We start from the raw sequence: 20,802 nt of genomic DNA, 5'->3' as shown, positions 1-20,802 counted from the left end.
AGATTATTCTTGCGCGATTTGCCCATCGGGCCAGGCGTGAATCACGGCTTTGATCAGCGTCGCCAATGGAATGGCGAAGAATACGCCCCAGAATCCCCACAAACCACCGAAGATCACTACTGATAAAATAATGACCAGCGGATGCAGGTTAACTGCTTCGGAGAACAACACAGGTACTAACAGGTTGCCGTCCAGCGCCTGAATGATCAGATACACCGCGAAGCAGCTCCAGAATTCCGTGCCAGCACCAAACTGGAATAGCGCCACGCCAACCACCGGAATGGTCACCACAAATGCACCAATGTACGGAATAAGTACCGAGAAGCCGACCAGCACCGCCAGCAGCAGCGAATAGTTCAGCCCGAAGAGTAAGAATCCCAGCCAGGTGGCAATCCCCACCACGATCATCTCCAGCACTTTGCCGCGGATATAGTTGGTGATTTGTTGATTCATCTCCTTCCACACCTGTCCTGCCAGTCCACGGTTACGTGGCAGCACCCGGCGAACGGCGTTCAGCATCTGCTCTTTGTCTTTCAGCAGGAAGAAGACCATCAATGGTACCAGCACCAGATAGACGGCAATGGTCAGCAAACCGACCAGCGAGGCGAGGGAAATTTTCACCACCGAATCGCCCATGGTCAGCATCCGACTGCGCATATTTTCGGCCATTGCATCAATAATGCCCGCGTCCATTAACGCCGGATAGCGGCGCGGCAACGTGGCGGCAAAGTCAGAAAGCTTATTGAGCATCCCCGGCATATCGCGGATTAAGTAGATGCCCTGTTGCCAGGCGATAGGCAGTACCACGAACGCCATCAGTAGCAATATACCGACGAAAACCACCAATACAATCGACGTCGCCCAGCGGCGGGAGCAGCCAATAGATTGCAGGCGCACGGTTGGCCATTCCAGCAAATAGGCCAGCACAATAGCCACCAGCAACGGAGCAAGCAGGCCACTAAAGAAAAAGATAATGCCAAATCCGGCAACTAAAATAACCAGCAAGGCAATCGCTTCCGGGTCGCTAAAACGGCGGCGATACCATTGCATCAACATTTCGAGCATAAAGACCTTCCCTGAACCTCAAGAGCGGGATTGCGATCCGCAATTGTATCGAAATGTCACAAAAAAGACTTCGCTTTTTATGACGGATTCAGGAAACTGAAAAGTCATTTGAGTGGGCTAATCTTCGCCGTTACACTCAAAGGCGGCGCGGTGGGAACGATATTTCACAGTATCGGTCAAATGACTATCTTCAGAAATACAGGATAGAGGTTATGTTCAGGCAGTTGAAAAAAAACCTGGTTGCAACCCTCATTGCTGCTATGACCATTGGTCAGGTAGCCCCGGCGTTTGCCGACAGCGCAGACACCTTGCCGGATATGGGAACCTCCGCAGGAAGCACGCTTTCCATTGGTCAGGAAATGCAGATGGGCGACTATTATGTCCGCCAGCTACGCGGCAGCGCGCCGTTAATTAATGACCCGCTGTTAACCCAATATATTAATTCGCTGGGGATGCGTCTGGTTTCGCATGCCAATTCGGTTAAGACACCGTTTCATTTCTTTCTGATCAACAACGACGAAATTAACGCCTTTGCTTTCTTTGGCGGCAACGTGGTGCTGCACTCTGCCCTGTTCCGTTATTCCGATAACGAAAGTCAACTGGCTTCAGTTATGGCGCACGAAATCTCCCACGTCACCCAACGTCACCTGGCGCGAGCGATGGAAGATCAGCAGCGCAGCGCGCCGCTGACCTGGGTCGGCGCGTTAGGTTCTATTTTACTGGCGATGGCCAGTCCGCAGGCGGGGATGGCGGCGCTGACCGGTACACTGGCGGGAACGCGCCAGGGGATGATCAGTTTCACCCAGCAAAATGAACAGGAAGCGGACCGCATTGGTATTCAGGTGCTGCAACGCTCGGGATTCGATCCGCAGGCGATGCCGACCTTCCTCGAAAAATTACTCGATCAGGCGCGTTACTCCTCGCGTCCGCCGGAAATTTTATTGACTCACCCGTTGCCGGAAAGTCGTCTGGCAGATGCCCGCAACCGTGCTAATCAGATGCGCCCGATGGTGGTGCAGTCGTCAGAAGATTTCTATCTGGCGAAAGCGCGCACACTGGGGATGTATAATTCCGGACGTAACCAGCTCACCAGTGATTTGCTGGATGAATGGGCGAAAGGAAACGTTCGTCAGCAACGAGCAGCACAATATGGTCGTGCTTTACAGGCGATGGAAGCCAATAAATACGACGAGGCGCGTAAAACGCTGCAACCGTTACTGGCGGCAGAACCTGGCAACGCATGGTATCTCGATCTGGCTACTGATATCGATCTTGGGCAAAACAAAGCCAATGAGGCGATCAATCGTCTGAAAAATGCCCGCGATTTACGCACCAATCCGGTGTTGCAGCTCAACCTGGCGAACGCTTATCTGCAAGGCGGTCAACCACAAGAAGCGGCCAATATTCTGAATCGCTACACCTTTAATAATAAAGATGACAGCAACGGCTGGGATTTGCTGGCACAGGCGGAAGCCGCGCTAAATAACCGCGATCAGGAGCTGGCTGCGCGAGCAGAAGGTTATGCGCTCGCCGGACGACTCGATCAGGCCATTTCGCTGTTGAGTAGCGCCAGTTCGCAGGTGAAATTAGGCAGCCTGCAACAAGCGCGTTACGATGCGCGCATCGACCAGTTGCACCAGCTGCAGGAACGCTTTAAGCCTTATACCAAGATGTAATTCGCATTAAAGGAAGAACAATGACCAAACAGGTAAAAATCTACCATAACCCACGCTGTTCAAAGAGCCGGGAAACGCTGAACCTGCTGAAAGAAAACGGCGTGGAGCCAGAAGTGGTGCTCTACCTTGAGACACCCGCCGATGCGGCAACGCTGCGTGATTTGCTGAAAATGCTGGGGATGAATAGCGCCCGTGAATTGATGCGCCAGAAAGAGGATCTTTATAAAGAACTGAACCTGGCTGACAGTTCGCTTAGCGAAGAGGCGCTGATTCAGGCAATGGTGGATAATCCGAAGCTAATGGAGCGCCCGATTGTGGTCGCGGATGGCAAAGCGCGGATTGGTCGTCCACCGGAGCAGGTACTGGAAATCGTGGGTTAAGAAGTGCTCCATCGCTAGTTGAAGCACATTGCCGGATGCGACGCTTGCCACGTCTTATCCGGCCTACGAATACTATGGATTAACTTCGCGTAGTTCGGATAAGGCGTTCGCGCCGCATCCGACAATAAACACCTTATCTACAACTTCAGAATTTCTTTCACAAACGGAATGGTCAGCTTACGTTGCGCGGTAATCGACGCACGATCCAACTGATCCAACGTCATAAATAACGTGCGCATCTCTCTGTCGAGCCGCTTCAGCAAGAAACGCCCCACATCTTCCGGCAGTTCAAAACCACGCAAACGCGCGCGTAACTGTAGCGCCTGCAACTTATCTTCATCAGAAAGTGGCTGCAATTTGTAGATCTGCCCCCAGTCGAGACGCGACGCGAGATCCGGTAATCCAAGATTCAACTGCCGCGGTGGACGATCGCCGGTGATTAACAACCGTGTTTTGCCCGATTCCAGAATTCGATTGTAGAGATCGAAAATCGCCATCTCCCACAACTCATCGCCTGCAATACACTCAATGTTGTCGATACAGACCAGCGACAAATGCTCCATACCGTCGAGCACTTCCGGAACAAACCAGGTGCGTTTATCCAGCGGGACATAGCCCACCGCATCGCCACGCTGCGACAATTCCGCGCAAGCCGCGTGCAGCAGATGGCTGCGCCCCGCGCCTTCGCGTGCCCAGAGATAGATGTAACCGCTATGTTCCTGACGCAGCACGTTTTGCAGCGCGGCCAGTAAAGAGGAGTTATCCCCCGGCCAGAAACTTGCAAAGGTTTCGTCGTCAGGAAGATAAAGTGGCAAAGAGAGCTGTGCCGGTGTGTTCAGAGATACCTCAACCAGGATTTCACAAAATCGCGAGAAGTTTACCACAGAATCCCATGATGTTTGAACCGGGCAGCAACACTGCCCGGTCGGTACATTATTTGTCTGTTATATCCGCGTCTTCTGCGTCCAGCACCACTTCTTCAGGGCGCAGCACACTAATCAGTTTGAAGATCAAACTTAAGCCGATACCGACGATGGTCGCCAGCGCCATACCTTTCAGCTCCGCCGCGCCGATGTTTACCTTCGCGCCACTGACACCGATGATCAAAATCACGGAAGTCAGGATCAGGTTCTGTGCTTTGTTGTAATCCACTTTCGATTCGATCAAAACACGAATACCGGAAGCACCAATGACACCATAAAGCAGCAGCGAAACGCCGCCCATCACCGGCAATGGGATCATCTGGATAGCAGCAGCCAGTTTACCGACGCAGGAAAGCAGGATAGCGAAAATCGCTGCCCCGCCGATAACCCAGGTACTGTAAACACGGGTGATCGCCATCACGCCAATGTTTTCCCCGTAGGTGGTATTTGGCGTGGAGCCAAAGAAGCCGGAGATCACGGTCGACAAGCCGTTAGCAAACATCGAACGGTGCAGACCTGGATCGCGCAGCAGATCTTTTTTGACGATATTAGCCGTTACCACCAGGTGCCCTACGTGTTCGGCAATAACCACTAACGCCGCTGGCAGAATAGTCAGAATGGCAAACCACTCGAAGCGCGGCGTATAGAGAGTTGGCAGCGCAAACCAGTGAGCATTAATAATCGGCGTGGTATCGACAATTCCCATTGCGAAAGAGAGCGCGTAGCCCACCAGCACGCCAATTAAAATCGGGATAATTGCCAGGAAACCACGAAACAGCACGGAACCTAAAACCGTAACCGCCAGCGTGGTAATGGAGATGATGATGGTTTTGGAGTCTGGAGTTTGCCCTTCAGCCGGGAGTAAACCTGCCATACCGGCAGCTACGCCCGCCAGCTCCAGACCGATGACGGCAACGATTGCGCCCATTGCCGCAGGTGGAAACAGCACGTCCAGCCAGCCGGTCCCCGCTTTCTTCACGATAAAAGAAACCAGGCAGAACAGCACGCCGCACATAATAAAGCCGCCCAGCGCGACTTCATACCCCAACGGCAACAGTAACAATACCGGTGAAATAAAGGCAAAGCTGGAACCAAGATAAGCCGGAATTTTCCCTTTACAGATGAAGAGATACAGCAGTGTTCCTATACCGTTAAATAACAGTACAGTCGCCGGGTTAATATGAAATAAGACGGGCACCAGGACGGTTGCACCAAACATGGCGAACAAATGTTGCAAACTAAGCGGGATTGTCTGTAAAAGTGGCGGTCTTTCACTCACCCCGATAGCACGGCGCGTCATAGTATTATCCTCTGTATTATGTGTTATAGGCGCTTTACTCAAAAAAAAGCCGACTCTTAAAGTCGGCTTTAATTATTTTTATTCTTTATTTCGTACCAAAGATTTTGTCACCGGCATCGCCGAGGCCCGGAATAATGTATCCGTGCTCGTTCAGTCCCTGGTCAATCGATGCAGTATACAGTTCGACGTCCGGGTGCGCTTTTTCCAGCGCTGCGATACCTTCTGGCGCAGCTACCAGCACCAGAACTTTGATGCTGCTGCAGCCCGCTTTTTTCAGCAGGTCGATGGTGGCGATAACGGAACCACCGGTTGCCAGCATTGGGTCAACGATCAGCGCCATACGCTCATCGATGTTAGAAACCAGTTTCTGGAAGTACGGTACCGGCTCCAGCGTTTCTTCATTACGGTACATACCGACAACGCTGATGCGCGCGCTCGGAACGTTTTCCAGCACACCGTCCATCATCCCAAGACCCGCACGCAGAATTGGCACAACGGTAATTTTCTTACCTTTGATCTGGTCGATTTCTACCGGGCCGTTCCAGCCTTCGATAGTTACTTTTTCCGTTTCGAGGTCGGCGGTCGCTTCGTAAGTCAGCAGGCTACCCACTTCGGAAGCGAGTTCGCGAAAGCGCTTGGTGCTGATATCTTGCTCACGCATCAGTCCCAGCTTGTGTTTGACGAGTGGGTGTTTGACTTCCACGATCTTCATACTCTTTCTCCTTTGAGGGGCAGCCACAAAAAAAATCGACGGATTATACCTCCTTTCTTCAAGCCGGCAATATTATTTTCGTTGACTTTAGTCAAAATGATAACGGTTTGAGATAAAGTTATTTTGTATTCAAATGGTTATGGAAGAAGATTATTCCATCCGAAAACGATCCTTTGCCCTGGTACAAGTATTGTTTTGCCGCGCGCCTGGGGAAAAGACGTGCAAAAAGGTTGTGTAAAGCAGTCTCGCAAACGTTTGCTTTCCCTGTTAGAATTGCGCCGAATTTTATTTTTCTACCGCAAGTAACGCGTGGGGACCCAAGCAGTGACCGATAAAACCTCTCTTAGCTACAAAGATGCCGGTGTTGATATTGACGCGGGTAATGCTCTGGTTGGAAGAATCAAAGGCGTAGTGAAGAAAACGCGTCGTCCGGAAGTGATGGGCGGTCTGGGCGGCTTCGGTGCGCTGTGTGCATTGCCGCAAAAATATCGTGAACCCGTGCTGGTTTCCGGCACTGACGGCGTAGGTACCAAGCTGCGTCTGGCAATGGACTTAAAACGTCACGACACCATTGGTATTGATCTGGTCGCCATGTGCGTTAATGACCTGGTGGTGCAAGGTGCGGAACCGCTGTTTTTCCTCGACTATTACGCAACCGGAAAACTGGATGTGGATACCGCTTCAGCGGTGATCAGTGGCATTGCGGAAGGTTGTCTGCAATCGGGCTGTTCACTGGTGGGTGGCGAAACGGCAGAAATGCCGGGGATGTATCACGGTGAAGATTACGATGTCGCTGGTTTCTGCGTTGGCGTGGTAGAAAAATCAGAAATCATCGACGGCTCTAAAGTCAGCGATGGCGATGTGCTGATTGCACTCGGCTCCAGCGGTCCGCACTCGAACGGCTATTCGCTGGTGCGCAAAATTCTTGAAGTCAGCGGTTGTGATCCGCAAACCACCGAACTTGATGGTAAGCCATTAGCCGATCATCTGCTGGCACCGACCCGCATTTACGTGAAGTCCGTGCTGGAGTTGATTGAAAAGGTCGATGTGCATGCTATTGCGCACCTGACCGGCGGCGGCTTCTGGGAAAACATTCCGCGCGTATTGCCAGATAATACTCAGGCAGTGATTGATGAATCATCCTGGCAGTGGCCGGAAGTGTTCAACTGGCTGCAAACGGCAGGTAACGTTGAGCGCCATGAAATGTATCGCACCTTCAACTGCGGCGTCGGGATGATTATTGCCCTGCCTGCTCCGGAAGTGGACAAAGCCCTCGCCCTGCTCAATGCCAACGGTGAAAACGCGTGGAAAATCGGTATCATCAAAGCCTCTGATTCCGAACAACGCGTGGTTATCGAATAATGAATATTGTGGTGCTTATTTCCGGCAACGGAAGTAATTTGCAGGCAATTATTGACGCCTGCAAAACCAACAAAATTAAAGGCACCGTACGGGCAGTTTTCAGCAATAAGGCCGACGCGTTCGGCCTTGAACGCGCCCGCCAGGCGGGTATTGCAACGCATACGCTCATCGCCAGCGCGTTTGACAGTCGTGAAGCCTATGACCGGGAGTTGATTCATGAAATCGACATGTACGCACCCGATGTGGTCGTGCTGGCTGGTTTTATGCGCATTCTCAGCCCGGCGTTTGTCTCCCACTATGCCGGGCGTTTGCTGAACATTCACCCTTCTCTGCTGCCGAAATATCCCGGATTACACACCCATCGTCAGGCGCTGGAAAATGGCGATGAAGAGCACGGTACATCGGTGCATTTCGTCACCGATGAACTGGACGGTGGCCCGGTTATTTTACAGGCGAAAGTCCCGGTATTTGCTGGTGATACGGAGGATGACATCACCGCCCGCGTGCAAACCCAGGAACACGCTATTTATCCACTGGTGATTAGCTGGTTTGCCGATGGTCGTCTGAAAATGCACGAAAACGCCGCGTGGCTGGATGGTCAACGTCTGCCGCCGCAGGGCTACGCTGCCGACGAGTAATGCCCCGTAGTTAAAGCGCCAGCTCTGCCGCTGGCGTTTTTCAATTCACCTGTAAATCGCAAGCTCCAGCAGTTTTTTTTCCCCTTTTCTGGCATAGTTGGACATCTGCCAATATTGCTCGCCATAATATCCAGGCAGTGTCCCGTGAATAAAACGGAGTAAAAGTGGTAATGGGTCAGGAAAAGCTATACATCGAAAAAGAGCTCAGTTGGTTATCGTTCAATGAACGCGTGCTTCAGGAAGCGGCGGACAAATCTAACCCGCTGATTGAAAGGATGCGTTTCCTGGGGATCTATTCCAATAACCTTGATGAGTTCTATAAAGTCCGCTTCGCTGAACTGAAGCGACGCATCATTATTAGCGAAGAACAAGGTTCCAACTCTCATTCCCGCCATTTACTGGGCAAAATTCAGTCCCGGGTGCTGAAAGCCGATCAGGAATTCGACGGCCTCTACAACGAGCTGTTGCTGGAGATGGCGCGCAACCAGATCTTCCTGATTAATGAACGCCAACTCTCCGTCAATCAACAAAACTGGCTGCGTCATTATTTTAAGCAGTATCTGCGTCAGCACATTACGCCGATTTTAATCAATCCTGACACTGATTTAGTGCAGTTCCTGAAAGATGATTACACCTATCTGGCGGTGGAAATTATCCGTGGCGATACCATCCGTTACGCGCTGCTGGAGATCCCATCAGATAAAGTGCCACGCTTTGTGAATTTACCGCCAGAAGCGCCGCGTCGACGCAAGCCGATGATTCTTCTGGATAACATTCTGCGTTACTGCCTTGATGATATTTTCAAAGGCTTCTTTGATTATGACGCGCTGAATGCCTATTCAATGAAGATGACCCGCGATGCCGAATACGATTTAGTGCATGAGATGGAAGCCAGCCTGATGGAGTTGATGTCTTCCAGTCTCAAGCAGCGTTTAACTGCTGAGCCGGTGCGTTTTGTTTATCAGCGCGATATGCCCAATGCGCTGGTTGAAGTGTTACGCGAAAAACTGACTATTTCCCGCTACGACTCCATCGTCCCCGGCGGTCGTTATCATAATTTTAAAGACTTTATTAATTTCCCCAATGTCGGCAAAGCCAATCTGGTGAACAAACCACTGCCACGTTTACGCCACATTTGGTTTGATAAAGCCCAGTTCCGCAATGGTTTTGATGCTATTCGCGAACGCGATGTGTTGCTCTATTATCCTTATCATACCTTTGAGCATGTACTGGAACTGCTGCGTCAGGCTTCGTTCGACCCAAGCGTACTGGCGATTAAAATTAACATTTACCGCGTGGCGAAAGATTCACGCATCATCGACTCGATGATCCACGCCGCACACAACGGTAAGAAAGTCACCGTGGTGGTTGAGTTACAGGCGCGTTTCGACGAAGAAGCCAACATTCACTGGGCGAAGCGCCTGACCGAAGCAGGCGTGCACGTTATCTTCTCTGCGCCGGGGCTGAAAATTCACGCCAAACTGTTCCTGATTTCACGTAAAGAAAACGGTGAAGTGGTGCGTTACGCACACATCGGGACCGGGAATTTTAACGAAAAAACCGCGCGTCTTTATACTGACTATTCGTTGCTGACCGCCGATGCGCGCATCACCAACGAAGTACGGCGGGTGTTCAACTTTATTGAAAACCCATACCGCCCGGTGACATTTGATTATTTAATGGTGTCGCCGCAAAACTCCCGCCGCCTGTTGTATGAAATGGTGGACCGCGAGATCGCCAACGCGCAGCAAGGGCTGCCCAGTGGTATCACCCTGAAGCTAAATAACCTTGTCGATAAAGGCCTGGTTGATCGTCTGTATGCGGCCTCCAGCTCCGGCGTACCGGTTAATCTGCTGGTTCGCGGAATGTGTTCGCTGATCCCCAATCTGGAAGGTATTAGCGACAACATTCGGGCCATCAGTATTGTTGACCGTTACCTTGAACATGACCGGGTTTATATTTTTGAAAATGGCGGCGATAAAAAGGTCTACCTTTCTTCCGCCGACTGGATGACGCGCAATATTGATTATCGTATTGAAGTGGCGACACCGCTGCTCGATCCGCGCCTGAAGCAGCGGGTGCTGGACATCATCGACATATTGTTCAGCGATACGGTCAAAGCACGTTATATCGATAAAGAACTCAGTAATCGCTACGTTCCCCGCGGCAATCGCCGCAAAGTACGGGCGCAGTTGGCGATTTACGACTACATCAAATCACTCGAACAACCTGAATAACCCTATGCCAATACACGATAAATCCCCTCGTCCGCAGGAGTTTGCTGCGGTCGATCTTGGTTCAAACAGTTTTCACATGGTCATAGCCCGTGTGGTAGATGGTGCCATGCAGATTATTGGCCGCCTGAAACAGCGGGTGCATCTGGCGGACGGCCTGGGGCCAGATAATATGTTGAGTGAAGAGGCAATGACGCGCGGTTTGAACTGTCTGTCGCTGTTTGCCGAACGGCTACAAGGTTTTTCTCCTGCCAGCGTCTGTATAGTCGGCACCCATACGCTGCGTCAGGCGCTGAACGCCACTGACTTTCTGAAACGCGCGGAAAAGGTCATTCCCTACCCGATTGAAATTATTTCCGGTAATGAAGAAGCCCGTCTGATTTTTATGGGCGTGGAACATACCCAACCGGAGAAAGGTCGCAAACTGGTTATTGACATTGGCGGCGGATCTACGGAACTGGTGATTGGTGAAAATTTCGAACCGATTCTCGTTGAAAGCCGCCGGATGGGTTGTGTCAGCTTTGCCCAGCTTTATTTCCCTGGCGGGGTCATCAATAAAGAGAATTTTCAGCGCGCTCGCATGGCGGCAGCACAAAAACTGGAAACTTTAACCTGGCAATTTCGAATTCAGGGCTGGAATGTTGCAATGGGCGCTTCCGGTACCATAAAAGCCGCCCATGAAGTCTTAATGGAAATGGGCGAGAAAGACGGGATAATTACCCCGGAACGTCTGGAAAAACTGGTAAAAGAAGTTTTACGTCACCGTAATTTCGCATCGCTGAGTTTACCGGGTCTTTCCGAAGAACGGAAAACAGTCTTCGTTCCTGGACTGGCGATTTTATGCGGTGTGTTTGATGCTTTAGCCATCCGTGAACTGCGCCTTTCTGACGGGGCGTTACGCGAAGGCGTACTGTATGAAATGGAAGGACGTTTCCGTCATCAGGATGTGCGTAGTCGCACCGCCAGCAGCCTCGCCAACCAGTATCACATCGACAGCGAACAGGCCCGACGGGTGCTGGATACCACTATGCAAATGTACGAACAGTGGCGGGAACAGCAACCGAAGCTGGCGCATCCGCAACTGGAGGCGCTACTGCGATGGGCCGCCATGCTGCATGAGGTCGGGTTGAATATCAACCACAGCGGTTTGCATCGCCACTCCGCTTATATTCTGCAAAACAGCGACTTGCCGGGTTTTAATCAGGAACAGCAGTTGATGATGGCGACGCTGGTGCGCTATCACCGTAAAGCGATTAAGCTCGACGATCTGCCGCGCTTTACCTTGTTTAAGAAGAAACAGTTCCTGCCACTGATTCAGCTATTGCGCCTTGGCGTATTACTCAATAATCAACGTCAGGCAACCACCACACCGCCAACATTGACGCTGATTACCGATGACAGTCACTGGACACTGCGTTTTCCGCATGACTGGTTTAGTCAGAATGCGCTGGTACTGCTTGATCTGGAAAAGGAGCAAGAATACTGGGAAGGCGTGGCTGGCTGGCGGTTGAAAATTGAAGAAGAAAGTACACCAGAAATCGCCGCTTAATGCTTTGCAGGCCGACAAGAAATGTCGGCCTGCATTATTCAGGCACTTTCGCGAATGGGTTCGATTTCATTCAGCGTATCAATTAACGGTTGCGGCTTACCAATAAGATAACCCTGCATATAATCGATCCCCAAAGAGAGCACCGCCTCGCGGATCTCTTCGTTTTCAACGTACTCTGCCACTACCCGCATTTTCTTCATTCGCGCCAGGTGGCAAATCGACGCAACTATCTGATAATCCAGACTATTTGACACAATATTGCGGATAAAACTGCCGTCAATTTTAAGCAAATCGGCATTCACATTTTTAAGCCGCGCATAGCTGGCGTAGCCGGTGCCGAAATCATCAATCGCAATCTGGCAGCCTAATTCCTGAAGATGCTGCAAGGTGATTTGCGCCTGCTTAACATTGGTCAGAGCATTACTTTCGGTGACTTCAAAAATAAGTTGCCACGCTTCAATTTGATATTTAGCCAGCAGCTGACTGACTTCAACGGGAAAACGAGCCTGACATACCGAGGTTGGCGACAGATTAATCGCAAAACGGTGAGCGGGCATCTTCGCTCTGTTTTCAGCCATAAATTGCAGCGTATGCTCAATGACCCACATGTCGATACTCGACGATAAACCAAATTCGTGCGCGACCGGCAAGAAGCTGTCGGGGCTGATCAGTTCATCATTCTCACCTTTCATGCGCAGAAGAATTTCATGGTAGACATCACCACGCATACCGGTAATCGGCTGGGCCATCAGGAAAAAATGGTTGTGTTCCAGCGCCTGCTGTAGCCGATTCATCATCGCGACTTTATCTTTCAATTCGCGTTGCAAATACATTGCTCCGCGACGCTGCATATTTTCCGGGGCGTTGGTCACGATGGAAAGCTCGGCGACCGTATTTAGCTCTCCCAGCAGCAGGTAGATATGATTGACTGGGGAGCGCACATAGCAGTAACTGACGCCAATCTGCGGTTGCATCGGCATACCATCCCAAAAGAAACGAAATTGCTTGAGATGGCTATCCAGTTCGGTAATGCGCTCCTGGTGCGATTCTGTATTCAGTCGCAGCGCGAGATCGTTACCCGAAAGCTGATAAACATCCTCACCCGGTTCCAGCAAGGGTGACAGCCAGTGAGAAAGTTTTTGCTTGTATTGAATCCGCAGCATGATGCCATAGTTCTTAACCAGCATTTCCATGCCAGGGATGCGTAAATAACAAAGCGCAGACCAGGGGGCATCACGCAACGCGCGATTCAGGGCGCGAACATTTGGCAGATGAACTACCGGGTCCACATACGCAAGCCGCTGAATGCGTCTGACAACCGCTCTCTGACGGGTTGCCAGTACAGCCATATAATTGACAATAAAAGAGAATACCAGATAACTGGAGGAGGTTATGGTCAGCTGCGTGGTATAGCCAGGATAAATGGGAATGTAATTTTGATAGCTGTGGATGCTGATCATCAACACGACCGCCCAGAGCAGCGAAATCAGCTTATAACCATAGCGCATCGCTCCCCACATCATCAGGGGCAGCAATAATGACAAGGTATAGTTGGTGCTAAAAATTGTGCTTTTTTCATTTAACGGCATGCATAACAGCAGCAGTAAAGCACCTAATGCCAGTAGCCAGAGTGCGAACTCTTTTTTGGTGACTTTGACATCAACCTGCTGTTTTAATTGCGAATAATAACTACGTAAATAAAACGGATTTCGCACTACACGAATGATGAAGTAGCACAGCGGGACACCAATCAGATTGCCCACCAGTAAGGCCTGATAATTGATTAAGGTCCCGAGGTTAAAAGGCATGACGCCGACCAGATTTTCTCTGCTCGCCAGTAATCCTACAAACGCAGCAAACTGGAAAAGTATCAGAAACAGCGTTGCAGGAAACACAATCTGCCAGAATATACGCTGGGAAATTAAACGGGTATCACCATGTGAAACGTTGTTACGCCGGGGAGTAAAGACCCTGTAACCGCCCCAACAGAGAATGATAATGATAATAAAATTAGCCGTTAATGAGAGCGTTTCGTAAAAACCCAGCTCTGCATATTTGCGGACAAAAATCCCTAAGGCGATCCCTGGCAATGCCGCCCAGCTGAAAAACATCATCATGCTGATCATCAGAGCCAGAGGCAGATAAAAGAGAAAAACCTCACCGGAAGAAATATGCGCGAAAGTATTAATGTGGGCGAAAATGGGCAAGATTAAAGAAGGCAGGAACAGCGGAAGCCCCCACCATTTATCACGTATTTTTATATAAGTTGCATTCAGTTTCATAGATGCTCAGCAGAATCCCCCACATCCTGAAGGAGGTGTATTCAGACAGGCATCCCACCTGACTTCAAATGATGATTATTCATCACTATAGAGAGCATTGATTCTAAGTGTCATATGAAAGTTCCAATTGATATATATCAAACAAAATAACCCTGATTAATGAATTATTACGTTTATCATGTTAATTCATCATTATTACATCATCATTGTAAATAATTAAATTAACTTCCATAACATTAAAATATGTATCCACTGACGCTTTTTTACATAACGAAGAATTGACCATTTTGTCCTGTTGTGCCTTAATGTAAGTACCGTCCACAGCGTGGGACATACTTCAAGGAACCTTTTGTGAGTCAGGCAACCAGTATGCGAAAACGACACCGATTTAACAGTCGCATGACCCGTATCGTACTGCTCATCAGCTTTATCTTCTTCTTTGGCCGTTTTATCTACTCGTCCGTCGGTGCATGGCAGCACCATCAGAGCAAAAAAGAAGCTCAGCAATCCACACTCTCCGTCGAATCACCGGTACAACGTTAGCGGTTACCTTCTCCACTTTCACAGAACATAACGGCACCTCGCTGTCGGATGCTTTTGCTCTTTGGGATTATCAAAGCGGCAGATATTCTTTCATCTTAAATTTTACGTCTTTGTCCTGACTGATGTTTATCCTGTTTGGCTGCGAAATAAATATAAAATTAATACATATATTTTAATGATGTATTTTTATAAATTATTTCCCACATGAATTTTAATAAATTTAATCTATTCCTTTATACGCAATACATTTACTTTCTTCTTTTGATGATCTTAAATGTCTTATTTTTAGTAATGTGTATAACAAGGAATAGTGATGAAATTTAAAAAATGTCTTCTGCCTGTGGCAATGTTAGCGTCATTCACTCTGGCAGGATGCCAGTCAAATGCTGATGATCATGCCGCCGATGTTTATCAAACCGATCAACTGAATACCAAACAAGAAACTAAAACCGTTAATATTATTTCCATTCTTCCCGCAAAAGTTGCCGTAGACAACTCCCAAAATAAACGAAACGCACAAGCCTTCGGCGCGCTTATTGGTGCAGTCGCTGGCGGTGTAATCGGCCACAACGTGGGGTCTGGCAGCAATTCCGGAACGACGGCAGGTGCAGTTGGCGGCGGAGCTGTTGGCGCGGCAGCGGGTTCTATGGTGAATGATAAAACCTTAGTGGAAGGTGTTTCTCTAACGTATAAGGAAGGCACCAAAGTGTATACCTCCACCCAGGTGGGTAAAGAGTGCCAGTTTACGACAGGTTTAGCCGTTGTTATTACCACGACGTATAACGAAACGCGTATTCAGCCAAATACCAAATGTCCTGAAAAGAGCTAATAATCAGGAGGAGTCATGAAGAAAGTTTTTCTTTGCGCCATCTTAGCCTCCTTAAGCTATCCGGCTATCGCCTCATCATTGCAGGATCAACTCTCTGCTGTCGCAGAAGCGGAACAGCAAGGTAAAAATGAAGAGCAAAGGCAGCATGACGAATGGGTCGCGGAGCGCAACAGGGAAATCCAGCAAGAGAAGCAACGTCGCGCAAACGCCCAGGCCGCGGCTAATAAAAGAGCGGCAACGGCAGCGGCGAATAAGAAAGCTCGTCAGGATAAACTGGACGCCGAAGCCACTGCGGACAAAAAACGCGATCAAAGTTATGAAGATGAGCTACGCAGCTTAGAGATTCAGAAACAAAAACTGGCGCTGGCGAAAGAAGAAGCCCGCGTTAAGCGAGAAAACGAATTTATCGATCAGGAACTGAAGCACAAAGCTGCGCAAACCGATGTGGTGCAATCTGAAGCTGACGCAAACAGGAATATGACTGAGGGCGGTCGAGATCTGATGAAAAGCGTGGGCAAAGCAGAAGAGAATAAATCGGACAGCTGGTTTAACTAAGCGATGTCAGTAACTTCAAGCCTATGATTCGTGAGTATAAAAAACCCTCTGTAGTAACAGAGGGTTTTGTTCATTCATAATGCAGGGTCAAATTATTCCCACTCAATAGTCGCTGGTGGCTTGCCGCTGATGTCATACACCACGCGGGAAATACCGTTCACTTCATTGATAATGCGGTTGGATACGCGACCGAGGAAATCGTACGGCAGATGCGCCCAGTGTGCGGTCATAAAGTCGATGGTTTCGACAGCACGCAGAGAAACAACCCAGTCATACTTACGACCATCGCCCATTACGCCAACGGAACGTACCGGCAGGAAGACGGTGAATGCCTGGCTGACTTTGTCGTACAGGTCCGCTTTACGCAGTTCTTCAATGAAGATGGCGTCGGCACGGCGCAGCAGGTCACAATACTCTTTCTTCACTTCACCCAGAACACGAACGCCAAGGCCTGGTCCCGGGAACGGGTGACGGTACAGCATGTCGTACGGCAGGCCCAGCTCCAGACCAATCTTACGCACTTCGTCTTTGAACAGCTCTTTCAGCGGTTCAACCAGGCCCATCTTCATCTCTTTCGGCAGGCCGCCCACGTTGTGGTGAGATTTGATGACATGTGCTTTACCGGTTGCAGAAGCAGCAGATTCGATAACGTCAGGGTAGATAGTGCCCTGCGCCAGCCACTTCACGTCTTCCAGTTTCAGTGCTTCTTCATCGAATACTTCAACGAAAACGCGCCCGATGATTTTACGTTTTGCTTCCGGATCGTTTTCGCCGGCCAACGCTGACAGGAAGCGAGCTTCTGCCGGAACGTGAACAATGTTCAGACCAAAGTGATCGCCAAACATATCCAGAACCTGCTCTGCTTCGTTGAGACGCAGCAGGCCGTTGTCGACGAATACGCAAGTCAGGTTTTTACCGATAGCGCGGTGCAGCAGCATTGCGGTTACGGAGGAATCCACACCACCAGAGAGGCCGAGGATCACTTTATCGTCGCCTACCTGCTCGCGGATGCGAGCTACAGCATCGTCGATAATTTTCGCTGGCGTCCACAGGGCTTCACACTGGCAGATATCACGCACAAAACGCTCCAGCATGCGCATACCCTGGCGGGTGTGAGTCACTTCCGGGTGGAACTGTACGCCATAGAAGCGTTTTTCTTCGTTAGCCATAATGGCAAACGGGCAGCTTTCGGTGCTGGCTACGGTGACGAAGTCGGACGGGATAGCGGTAACTTTATCGCCGTGGCTCATCCAGACATCGAGCAGCGGTTTACCGTCTGCGGTCAGCGCATCTTCGATACCGCGAACCAGTGCGCTGTCGTTTACGACTTCAACCTGCGCGTAGCCAAATTCACGTTCGTTAGAGGCTTCAACGTGACCGCCCAACTGCATCGCCATGGTCTGCATGCCATAGCAAACGCCGAATACCGGTACGCCTGCTTCAAAAACATACTGCGGCGCACGCGGGCTGTTTTCTTCAGTGGTACTTTCCGGGCCGCCGGAAAGAATAATGCCGCTTGGGTTGAAGTCACGAATTTGTGCTTCTGTCACATCCCACGCCCACAGTTCGCAGTAAACACCCAGCTCACGCACGCGGCGCGCAACCAGTTGAGTGTACTGAGAACCGAAGTCCAGAATGAGGATGCGATGCTTATGAATGTTTTCCGTCATTGACGCTTATTCCGAGGCAAGTGAAACAGATAATATAAATCGCCCGACATGAAGTCGGGCGAAGAGAATCAGGAGCCCAGACGGTAGTTCGGGGACTCTTTAGTAATGGTCACGTCGTGAACGTGGCTTTCCTGAATGCCCGCACCGCTGATACGTACAAACTCCGCTTTAGTACGCAGTTCGTCGATAGTACCACAGCCGGTCAGGCCCATACAGGAGCGCAGGCCGCCCATCTGCTGGTGAATGATCTCTTTCAGGCGACCTTTATAGGCCACGCGACCTTCGATACCTTCCGGCACCAGTTTGTCGGCAGCGTTGTCGCTCTGGAAGTAACGGTCAGAAGAACCTTTGGACATCGCACCCAGAGAGCCCATCCCACGGTAAGATTTGTAAGAACGGCCCTGGTAGAGTTCGATTTCACCCGGAGATTCTTCAGTACCCGCCAGCATGGAACCCACCATTACCGCGCTTGCACCTGCGGCGATAGCTTTGGCGATATCGCCTGAGAAACGGATACCGCCGTCAGCGATAACCGGAATACCGGTGCCTTCCAGGGCTTCTACTGCATCAGCAACGGCGGTGATCTGCGGAACACCTACGCCAGTCACGATACGAGTCGTACAGATAGAGCCAGGGCCGATACCGACTTTAACCGCGCTGCAACCAGCTTCTGCCAGAGCGCGTGCCCCCGCAGCTGTTGCCACGTTGCCGCCGATGATTTGCAGATCCGGATATTTAGCACGAGTTTCACGGATACGCTGCAGAACGCCTTCAGAGTGACCGTGAGAGGAGTCGATCAGCAGAACGTCAACGCCTGCGGCAACCAGCGCGTCGACACGCTCTTCGTTACCAGCGCCAGCGCCAACCGCTGCACCAACACGCAGACGGCCTTGCTCGTCTTTACAGGCGTTCGGTTTACGTTCCGCTTTCTGGAAGTCTTTCACAGTGATCATGCCGATCAGGTGGAATTCGTCATCAACCACCAGCGCCTTTTCAACGCGTTTTTCGTGCATTTTTGCCAGCACCACTTCACGGGCTTCGCCTTCACGCACAGTTACCAGACGCTCTTTCGGCGTCATGTAAACGCTAACCGGTTGATTCAGATCGGTCACAAAACGCACGTCACGACCGGTGATGATGCCGACCAGTTCGTTTTCTTCGGTAACGACCGGGTAACCCGCAAAGCCGTTACGTTCAGTCAGTTCTTTCACTTCGCGCAGCGTCGTGGTTGGCAAAACAGTCTGCGGGTCAGTTACCACCCCAGATTCGTGTTTTTTCACACGGCGAACTTCTTCTGCCTGGCGTTCAATGGACATGTTTTTGTGGATAAAGCCGATACCGCCTTCCTGAGCCAGAGCAATAGCCAGGCGCGCTTCCGTTACGGTATCCATTGCTGCGGAAAGCATAGGGATATTCAGACGAATAGTTTTCGTCAGCTGGGTGCTGAGGTCAGCAGTATTCGGCAGAACGGTAGAATGAGCAGGAACGAGGAGAACGTCGTCAAACGTCAGAGCTTCTTTAGCGATACGTAGCATGGGCAATATCTCGACCAGAGTGGTTAATAAATATTGCCGCGGCATTATACAGAGCGTAACCGATTGCATCTACCCCTTTTTGCAAAAAATGCTTGCTATCCCCGGAGGGCGGGTTACTATCGACTGAATAACCTGCTGATTTAGAATTTGATCTCGCTCACATGTTACCTTCTCAATCCTCTGCAATTTTTACCGTTAGTCGCCTGAATCAAACGGTTCGTCTGCTGCTTGAGCATGAGATGGGACAGGTGTGGATCAGCGGCGAAATTTCTAATTTCACACAACCGGCTTCCGGTCACTGGTACTTTACGCTTAAAGACGATACCGCGCAGGTGCGCTGTGCGATGTTCCGTAACAGCAATCGACGGGTGACCTTTCGCCCACAGCATGGGCAACAGGTTTTAGTTCGCGCCAATATTACGCTCTACGAGCCGCGCGGTGACTACCAAATAATCGTCGAAAGTATGCAGCCTGCCGGTGAAGGGTTGCTGCAACAAAAGTACGAACAGCTTAAAGCGAAATTACAGGCTGAAGGTCTGTTCGATCAGCAATACAAAAAACCACTTCCTTCCCCTGCGCATTGCGTCGGTGTGATCACTTCAAAAACCGGTGCTGCGCTACATGATATTTTGCATGTGTTAAAACGTCGCGATCCTTCTCTGCCGGTGATCATCTACCCCACCGCCGTTCAGGGCGATGACGCGCCGGGGCAAATTGTTCGCGCCATTGAGCTGGCGAATCAGCGAAACGAGTGCGACGTGTTAATCGTCGGGCGCGGCGGCGGTTCGCTGGAAGATTTATGGAGTTTTAACGACGAACGCGTAGCGCGGGCGATTTTTGCCAGCCGCATTCCGGTAGTGAGTGCCGTCGGGCATGAAACCGATGTGACGATTGCCGATTTTGTCGCTGATTTGCGTGCGCCAACGCCCTCGGCCGCCGCTGAAGTAGTGAGCCGCAATCAGCAAGAGTTACTGCGCCAGGTGCAATCGGCCCGTCAACGGCTGGAGATGGCGATGGATTATTATCTCGCCAACCGCACGCGTCGTTTTACGCAGATCCATCATCGCTTGCAGCAGCAGCATCCACAGCTCCGGCTGGCACGCCAGCAAACCATGCTTGAACGCCTGCAAAAACGGATGAGCTTTGCGCTGGAAAATCAGCTTAAGCGCGCCGGGCAACAGCAGCAGCGGTTAACGCAGCGGCTAAACCAGCAAAATCCGCAGCCGCGTATTCACCGCGCACAGACGCGAATTCAACAACTGGAATATCGCCTGGCAGAAACGTTGCGCGCGCAACTGAGCGCAACGCGAGAACGGTTTGGTAATGCAGTAACGCACCTGGAAGCAGTTAGCCCGCTTTCGACGCTGGCGCGTGGTTATAGCGTCACCAGCGCCGCAGATGGCGCGGTGTTAAAGCAGGTCAAACAGGTAAAAGCGGGCGATACGCTGACCACGCGTTTGAATGATGGCGTGGTGGTAAGCGTAGTGAGCGACGTGGCGAAAACCCGCAAACCACGCAAAAAAAACAGCTAATTCGTAGCTCCCAGGCC

Annotated in this window: 18 protein-coding genes; 10 read left to right on the top strand and 8 right to left on the bottom strand. The window is 50.7% G+C overall.

What is annotated here, in order from left to right; translation table 11 throughout:
• Positions 1-3: 3 nt before the first annotated feature.
• Positions 4-1,065, bottom strand: coding sequence for an AI-2E family transporter (locus ACK8NJ_RS06375; RefSeq protein ID WP_000892044.1), 1,062 nt, complete (start codon positions 1,063-1,065; stop codon positions 4-6).
• Positions 1,066-1,277: 212 nt separating this feature from the next.
• Between ACK8NJ_RS06375 and bepA the strand changes: the two genes are divergently transcribed.
• Both bepA and arsC read left to right on the top strand, forming a co-directional pair.
• Positions 1,278-2,741: a beta-barrel assembly-enhancing protease gene (bepA, locus tag ACK8NJ_RS06370; protein ID WP_042097064.1), complete on the top strand. Its 1,464-nt coding sequence runs from the start codon at positions 1,278-1,280 to the stop codon at positions 2,739-2,741.
• 20 nt (positions 2,742-2,761) lie between these two features.
• Positions 2,762-3,121 (top strand): arsenate reductase (glutaredoxin), encoded by a 360-nt coding sequence (gene arsC / locus ACK8NJ_RS06365; protein WP_001544804.1) that lies wholly within the window; start codon positions 2,762-2,764, stop codon positions 3,119-3,121.
• Between the two features lie 137 nt (positions 3,122-3,258).
• On the opposite strand, the gene ACK8NJ_RS06360 is transcribed toward arsC, so the two are convergent.
• The 3 genes from ACK8NJ_RS06360 to upp form a co-directional block, all read right to left on the bottom strand.
• Positions 3,259-3,960 carry a DnaA inactivator Hda gene (locus tag ACK8NJ_RS06360; RefSeq protein WP_001307333.1) on the bottom strand — a complete coding sequence of 234 codons (702 nt, stop codon included), beginning with the start codon at positions 3,958-3,960 and terminating at the stop codon, positions 3,259-3,261.
• 94 nt (positions 3,961-4,054) lie between these two features.
• Complete coding sequence (uraA, locus tag ACK8NJ_RS06355; protein ID WP_000198328.1) at positions 4,055-5,344, bottom strand: uracil permease; 1,290 nt, start codon at positions 5,342-5,344, stop codon at positions 4,055-4,057.
• Between the two features lie 85 nt (positions 5,345-5,429).
• Positions 5,430-6,056, bottom strand: coding sequence for a uracil phosphoribosyltransferase (gene upp, locus ACK8NJ_RS06350; protein ID WP_001295473.1), 627 nt, complete (start codon positions 6,054-6,056; stop codon positions 5,430-5,432).
• 324 nt (positions 6,057-6,380) lie between these two features.
• Here upp and purM point away from each other — a divergent pair, with 324 nt between their 5' ends.
• From purM to ppx, 4 genes are all read left to right on the top strand, one after another.
• A complete protein-coding gene (purM, locus tag ACK8NJ_RS06345; protein WP_001295474.1) occupies positions 6,381-7,418 on the top strand; it encodes a phosphoribosylformylglycinamidine cyclo-ligase in 1,038 nt (345 codons plus the stop codon).
• Complete coding sequence (gene purN, locus ACK8NJ_RS06340; protein WP_001028614.1) at positions 7,418-8,056, top strand: phosphoribosylglycinamide formyltransferase; 639 nt, start codon at positions 7,418-7,420, stop codon at positions 8,054-8,056. The genes purM and purN overlap by 1 nt, the downstream gene beginning before the upstream one ends.
• 170 nt (positions 8,057-8,226) lie before the next feature.
• Positions 8,227-10,293 carry a polyphosphate kinase 1 gene (ppk1, locus tag ACK8NJ_RS06335; protein WP_000529576.1) on the top strand — a complete coding sequence of 689 codons (2,067 nt, stop codon included), beginning with the start codon at positions 8,227-8,229 and terminating at the stop codon, positions 10,291-10,293.
• A gap of 4 nt (positions 10,294-10,297) precedes the next feature.
• On the top strand, positions 10,298-11,839 hold the full coding sequence (gene ppx, locus ACK8NJ_RS06330; RefSeq protein WP_001121363.1) for an exopolyphosphatase: 1,542 nt from the start codon (positions 10,298-10,300) through the stop codon (positions 11,837-11,839).
• A 38-nt stretch (positions 11,840-11,877) separates the two neighbouring features.
• Here ppx and pdeF read toward each other — a convergent pair whose 3' ends face one another.
• Together pdeF and ACK8NJ_RS06320 are read right to left on the bottom strand one after the other, a co-directional pair.
• Positions 11,878-14,121: a cyclic-guanylate-specific phosphodiesterase PdeF gene (gene pdeF / locus ACK8NJ_RS06325; RefSeq protein ID WP_000772741.1), complete on the bottom strand. Its 2,244-nt coding sequence runs from the start codon at positions 14,119-14,121 to the stop codon at positions 11,878-11,880.
• A gap of 181 nt (positions 14,122-14,302) precedes the next feature.
• Positions 14,303-14,455, bottom strand: a complete 153-nt coding sequence (locus ACK8NJ_RS06320; protein WP_000017552.1) for a hypothetical protein — start codon at positions 14,453-14,455, stop codon at positions 14,303-14,305.
• Between the two features lie 17 nt (positions 14,456-14,472).
• Here ACK8NJ_RS06320 and ACK8NJ_RS06315 point away from each other — a divergent pair, with 17 nt between their 5' ends.
• The 3 genes from ACK8NJ_RS06315 to ACK8NJ_RS06305 all read left to right on the top strand — a co-directional run bounded on the left by ACK8NJ_RS06315 (position 14,473) and on the right by ACK8NJ_RS06305 (position 16,048).
• A complete protein-coding gene (locus tag ACK8NJ_RS06315) occupies positions 14,473-14,664 on the top strand; it encodes a YfgG family protein (RefSeq protein WP_000076001.1) in 192 nt (63 codons plus the stop codon).
• A gap of 310 nt (positions 14,665-14,974) precedes the next feature.
• Entirely contained in the window at positions 14,975-15,493 is a 519-nt protein-coding gene (locus ACK8NJ_RS06310) for a glycine zipper 2TM domain-containing protein (protein WP_001295476.1), read from the top strand.
• Positions 15,494-15,508: 15 nt separating this feature from the next.
• Positions 15,509-16,048 carry a DUF5384 family protein gene (locus ACK8NJ_RS06305; protein WP_000755178.1) on the top strand — a complete coding sequence of 180 codons (540 nt, stop codon included), beginning with the start codon at positions 15,509-15,511 and terminating at the stop codon, positions 16,046-16,048.
• A gap of 92 nt (positions 16,049-16,140) precedes the next feature.
• Here ACK8NJ_RS06305 and guaA read toward each other — a convergent pair whose 3' ends face one another.
• Both guaA and guaB read right to left on the bottom strand, forming a co-directional pair.
• A complete protein-coding gene (gene guaA / locus ACK8NJ_RS06300) occupies positions 16,141-17,718 on the bottom strand; it encodes a glutamine-hydrolyzing GMP synthase (protein WP_000138279.1) in 1,578 nt (525 codons plus the stop codon).
• 68 nt (positions 17,719-17,786) lie between these two features.
• On the bottom strand, positions 17,787-19,253 hold the full coding sequence (gene guaB, locus ACK8NJ_RS06295; RefSeq protein ID WP_001299507.1) for an IMP dehydrogenase: 1,467 nt from the start codon (positions 19,251-19,253) through the stop codon (positions 17,787-17,789).
• A 161-nt stretch (positions 19,254-19,414) separates the two neighbouring features.
• On the opposite strand from guaB, the gene xseA reads away from it, so the two are divergent.
• A complete protein-coding gene (xseA, locus tag ACK8NJ_RS06290) occupies positions 19,415-20,785 on the top strand; it encodes an exodeoxyribonuclease VII large subunit (RefSeq protein ID WP_112066135.1) in 1,371 nt (456 codons plus the stop codon).
• The last annotated feature ends 17 nt before the right edge of the window (positions 20,786-20,802 follow it).

It is taken from the genome of Escherichia sp. F1 (genome assembly GCF_046764225.1).
Taxonomy (GTDB): domain Bacteria; phylum Pseudomonadota; class Gammaproteobacteria; order Enterobacterales; family Enterobacteriaceae; genus Escherichia; species Escherichia coli.
This window is presented reverse-complemented; position numbering and strand designations above follow the sequence as displayed.

Coding starts and splice junctions, on each gene's coding strand:
- xseA (WP_112066135.1), top strand. CDS start 19,415: ATGTTACCTTCTCAATCCTCTGCAATTTTTACCGTTAGTCGCCTGAAT.
- bepA (WP_042097064.1), top strand. CDS start 1,278: ATGTTCAGGCAGTTGAAAAAAAACCTGGTTGCAACCCTCATTGCTGCT.
- ACK8NJ_RS06320 (WP_000017552.1), bottom strand. CDS start 14,455: ATGTCCCACGCTGTGGACGGTACTTACATTAAGGCACAACAGGACAAA.
- ppx (WP_001121363.1), top strand. CDS start 10,298: ATGCCAATACACGATAAATCCCCTCGTCCGCAGGAGTTTGCTGCGGTC.
- ppk1 (WP_000529576.1), top strand. CDS start 8,227: ATGGGTCAGGAAAAGCTATACATCGAAAAAGAGCTCAGTTGGTTATCG.
- ACK8NJ_RS06305 (WP_000755178.1), top strand. CDS start 15,509: ATGAAGAAAGTTTTTCTTTGCGCCATCTTAGCCTCCTTAAGCTATCCG.
- ACK8NJ_RS06375 (WP_000892044.1), bottom strand. CDS start 1,065: ATGCTCGAAATGTTGATGCAATGGTATCGCCGCCGTTTTAGCGACCCG.
- upp (WP_001295473.1), bottom strand. CDS start 6,056: ATGAAGATCGTGGAAGTCAAACACCCACTCGTCAAACACAAGCTGGGA.
- pdeF (WP_000772741.1), bottom strand. CDS start 14,121: ATGAAACTGAATGCAACTTATATAAAAATACGTGATAAATGGTGGGGG.
- guaA (WP_000138279.1), bottom strand. CDS start 17,718: ATGACGGAAAACATTCATAAGCATCGCATCCTCATTCTGGACTTCGGT.
- guaB (WP_001299507.1), bottom strand. CDS start 19,253: ATGCTACGTATCGCTAAAGAAGCTCTGACGTTTGACGACGTTCTCCTC.
- arsC (WP_001544804.1), top strand. CDS start 2,762: ATGACCAAACAGGTAAAAATCTACCATAACCCACGCTGTTCAAAGAGC.
- purN (WP_001028614.1), top strand. CDS start 7,418: ATGAATATTGTGGTGCTTATTTCCGGCAACGGAAGTAATTTGCAGGCA.
- uraA (WP_000198328.1), bottom strand. CDS start 5,344: ATGACGCGCCGTGCTATCGGGGTGAGTGAAAGACCGCCACTTTTACAG.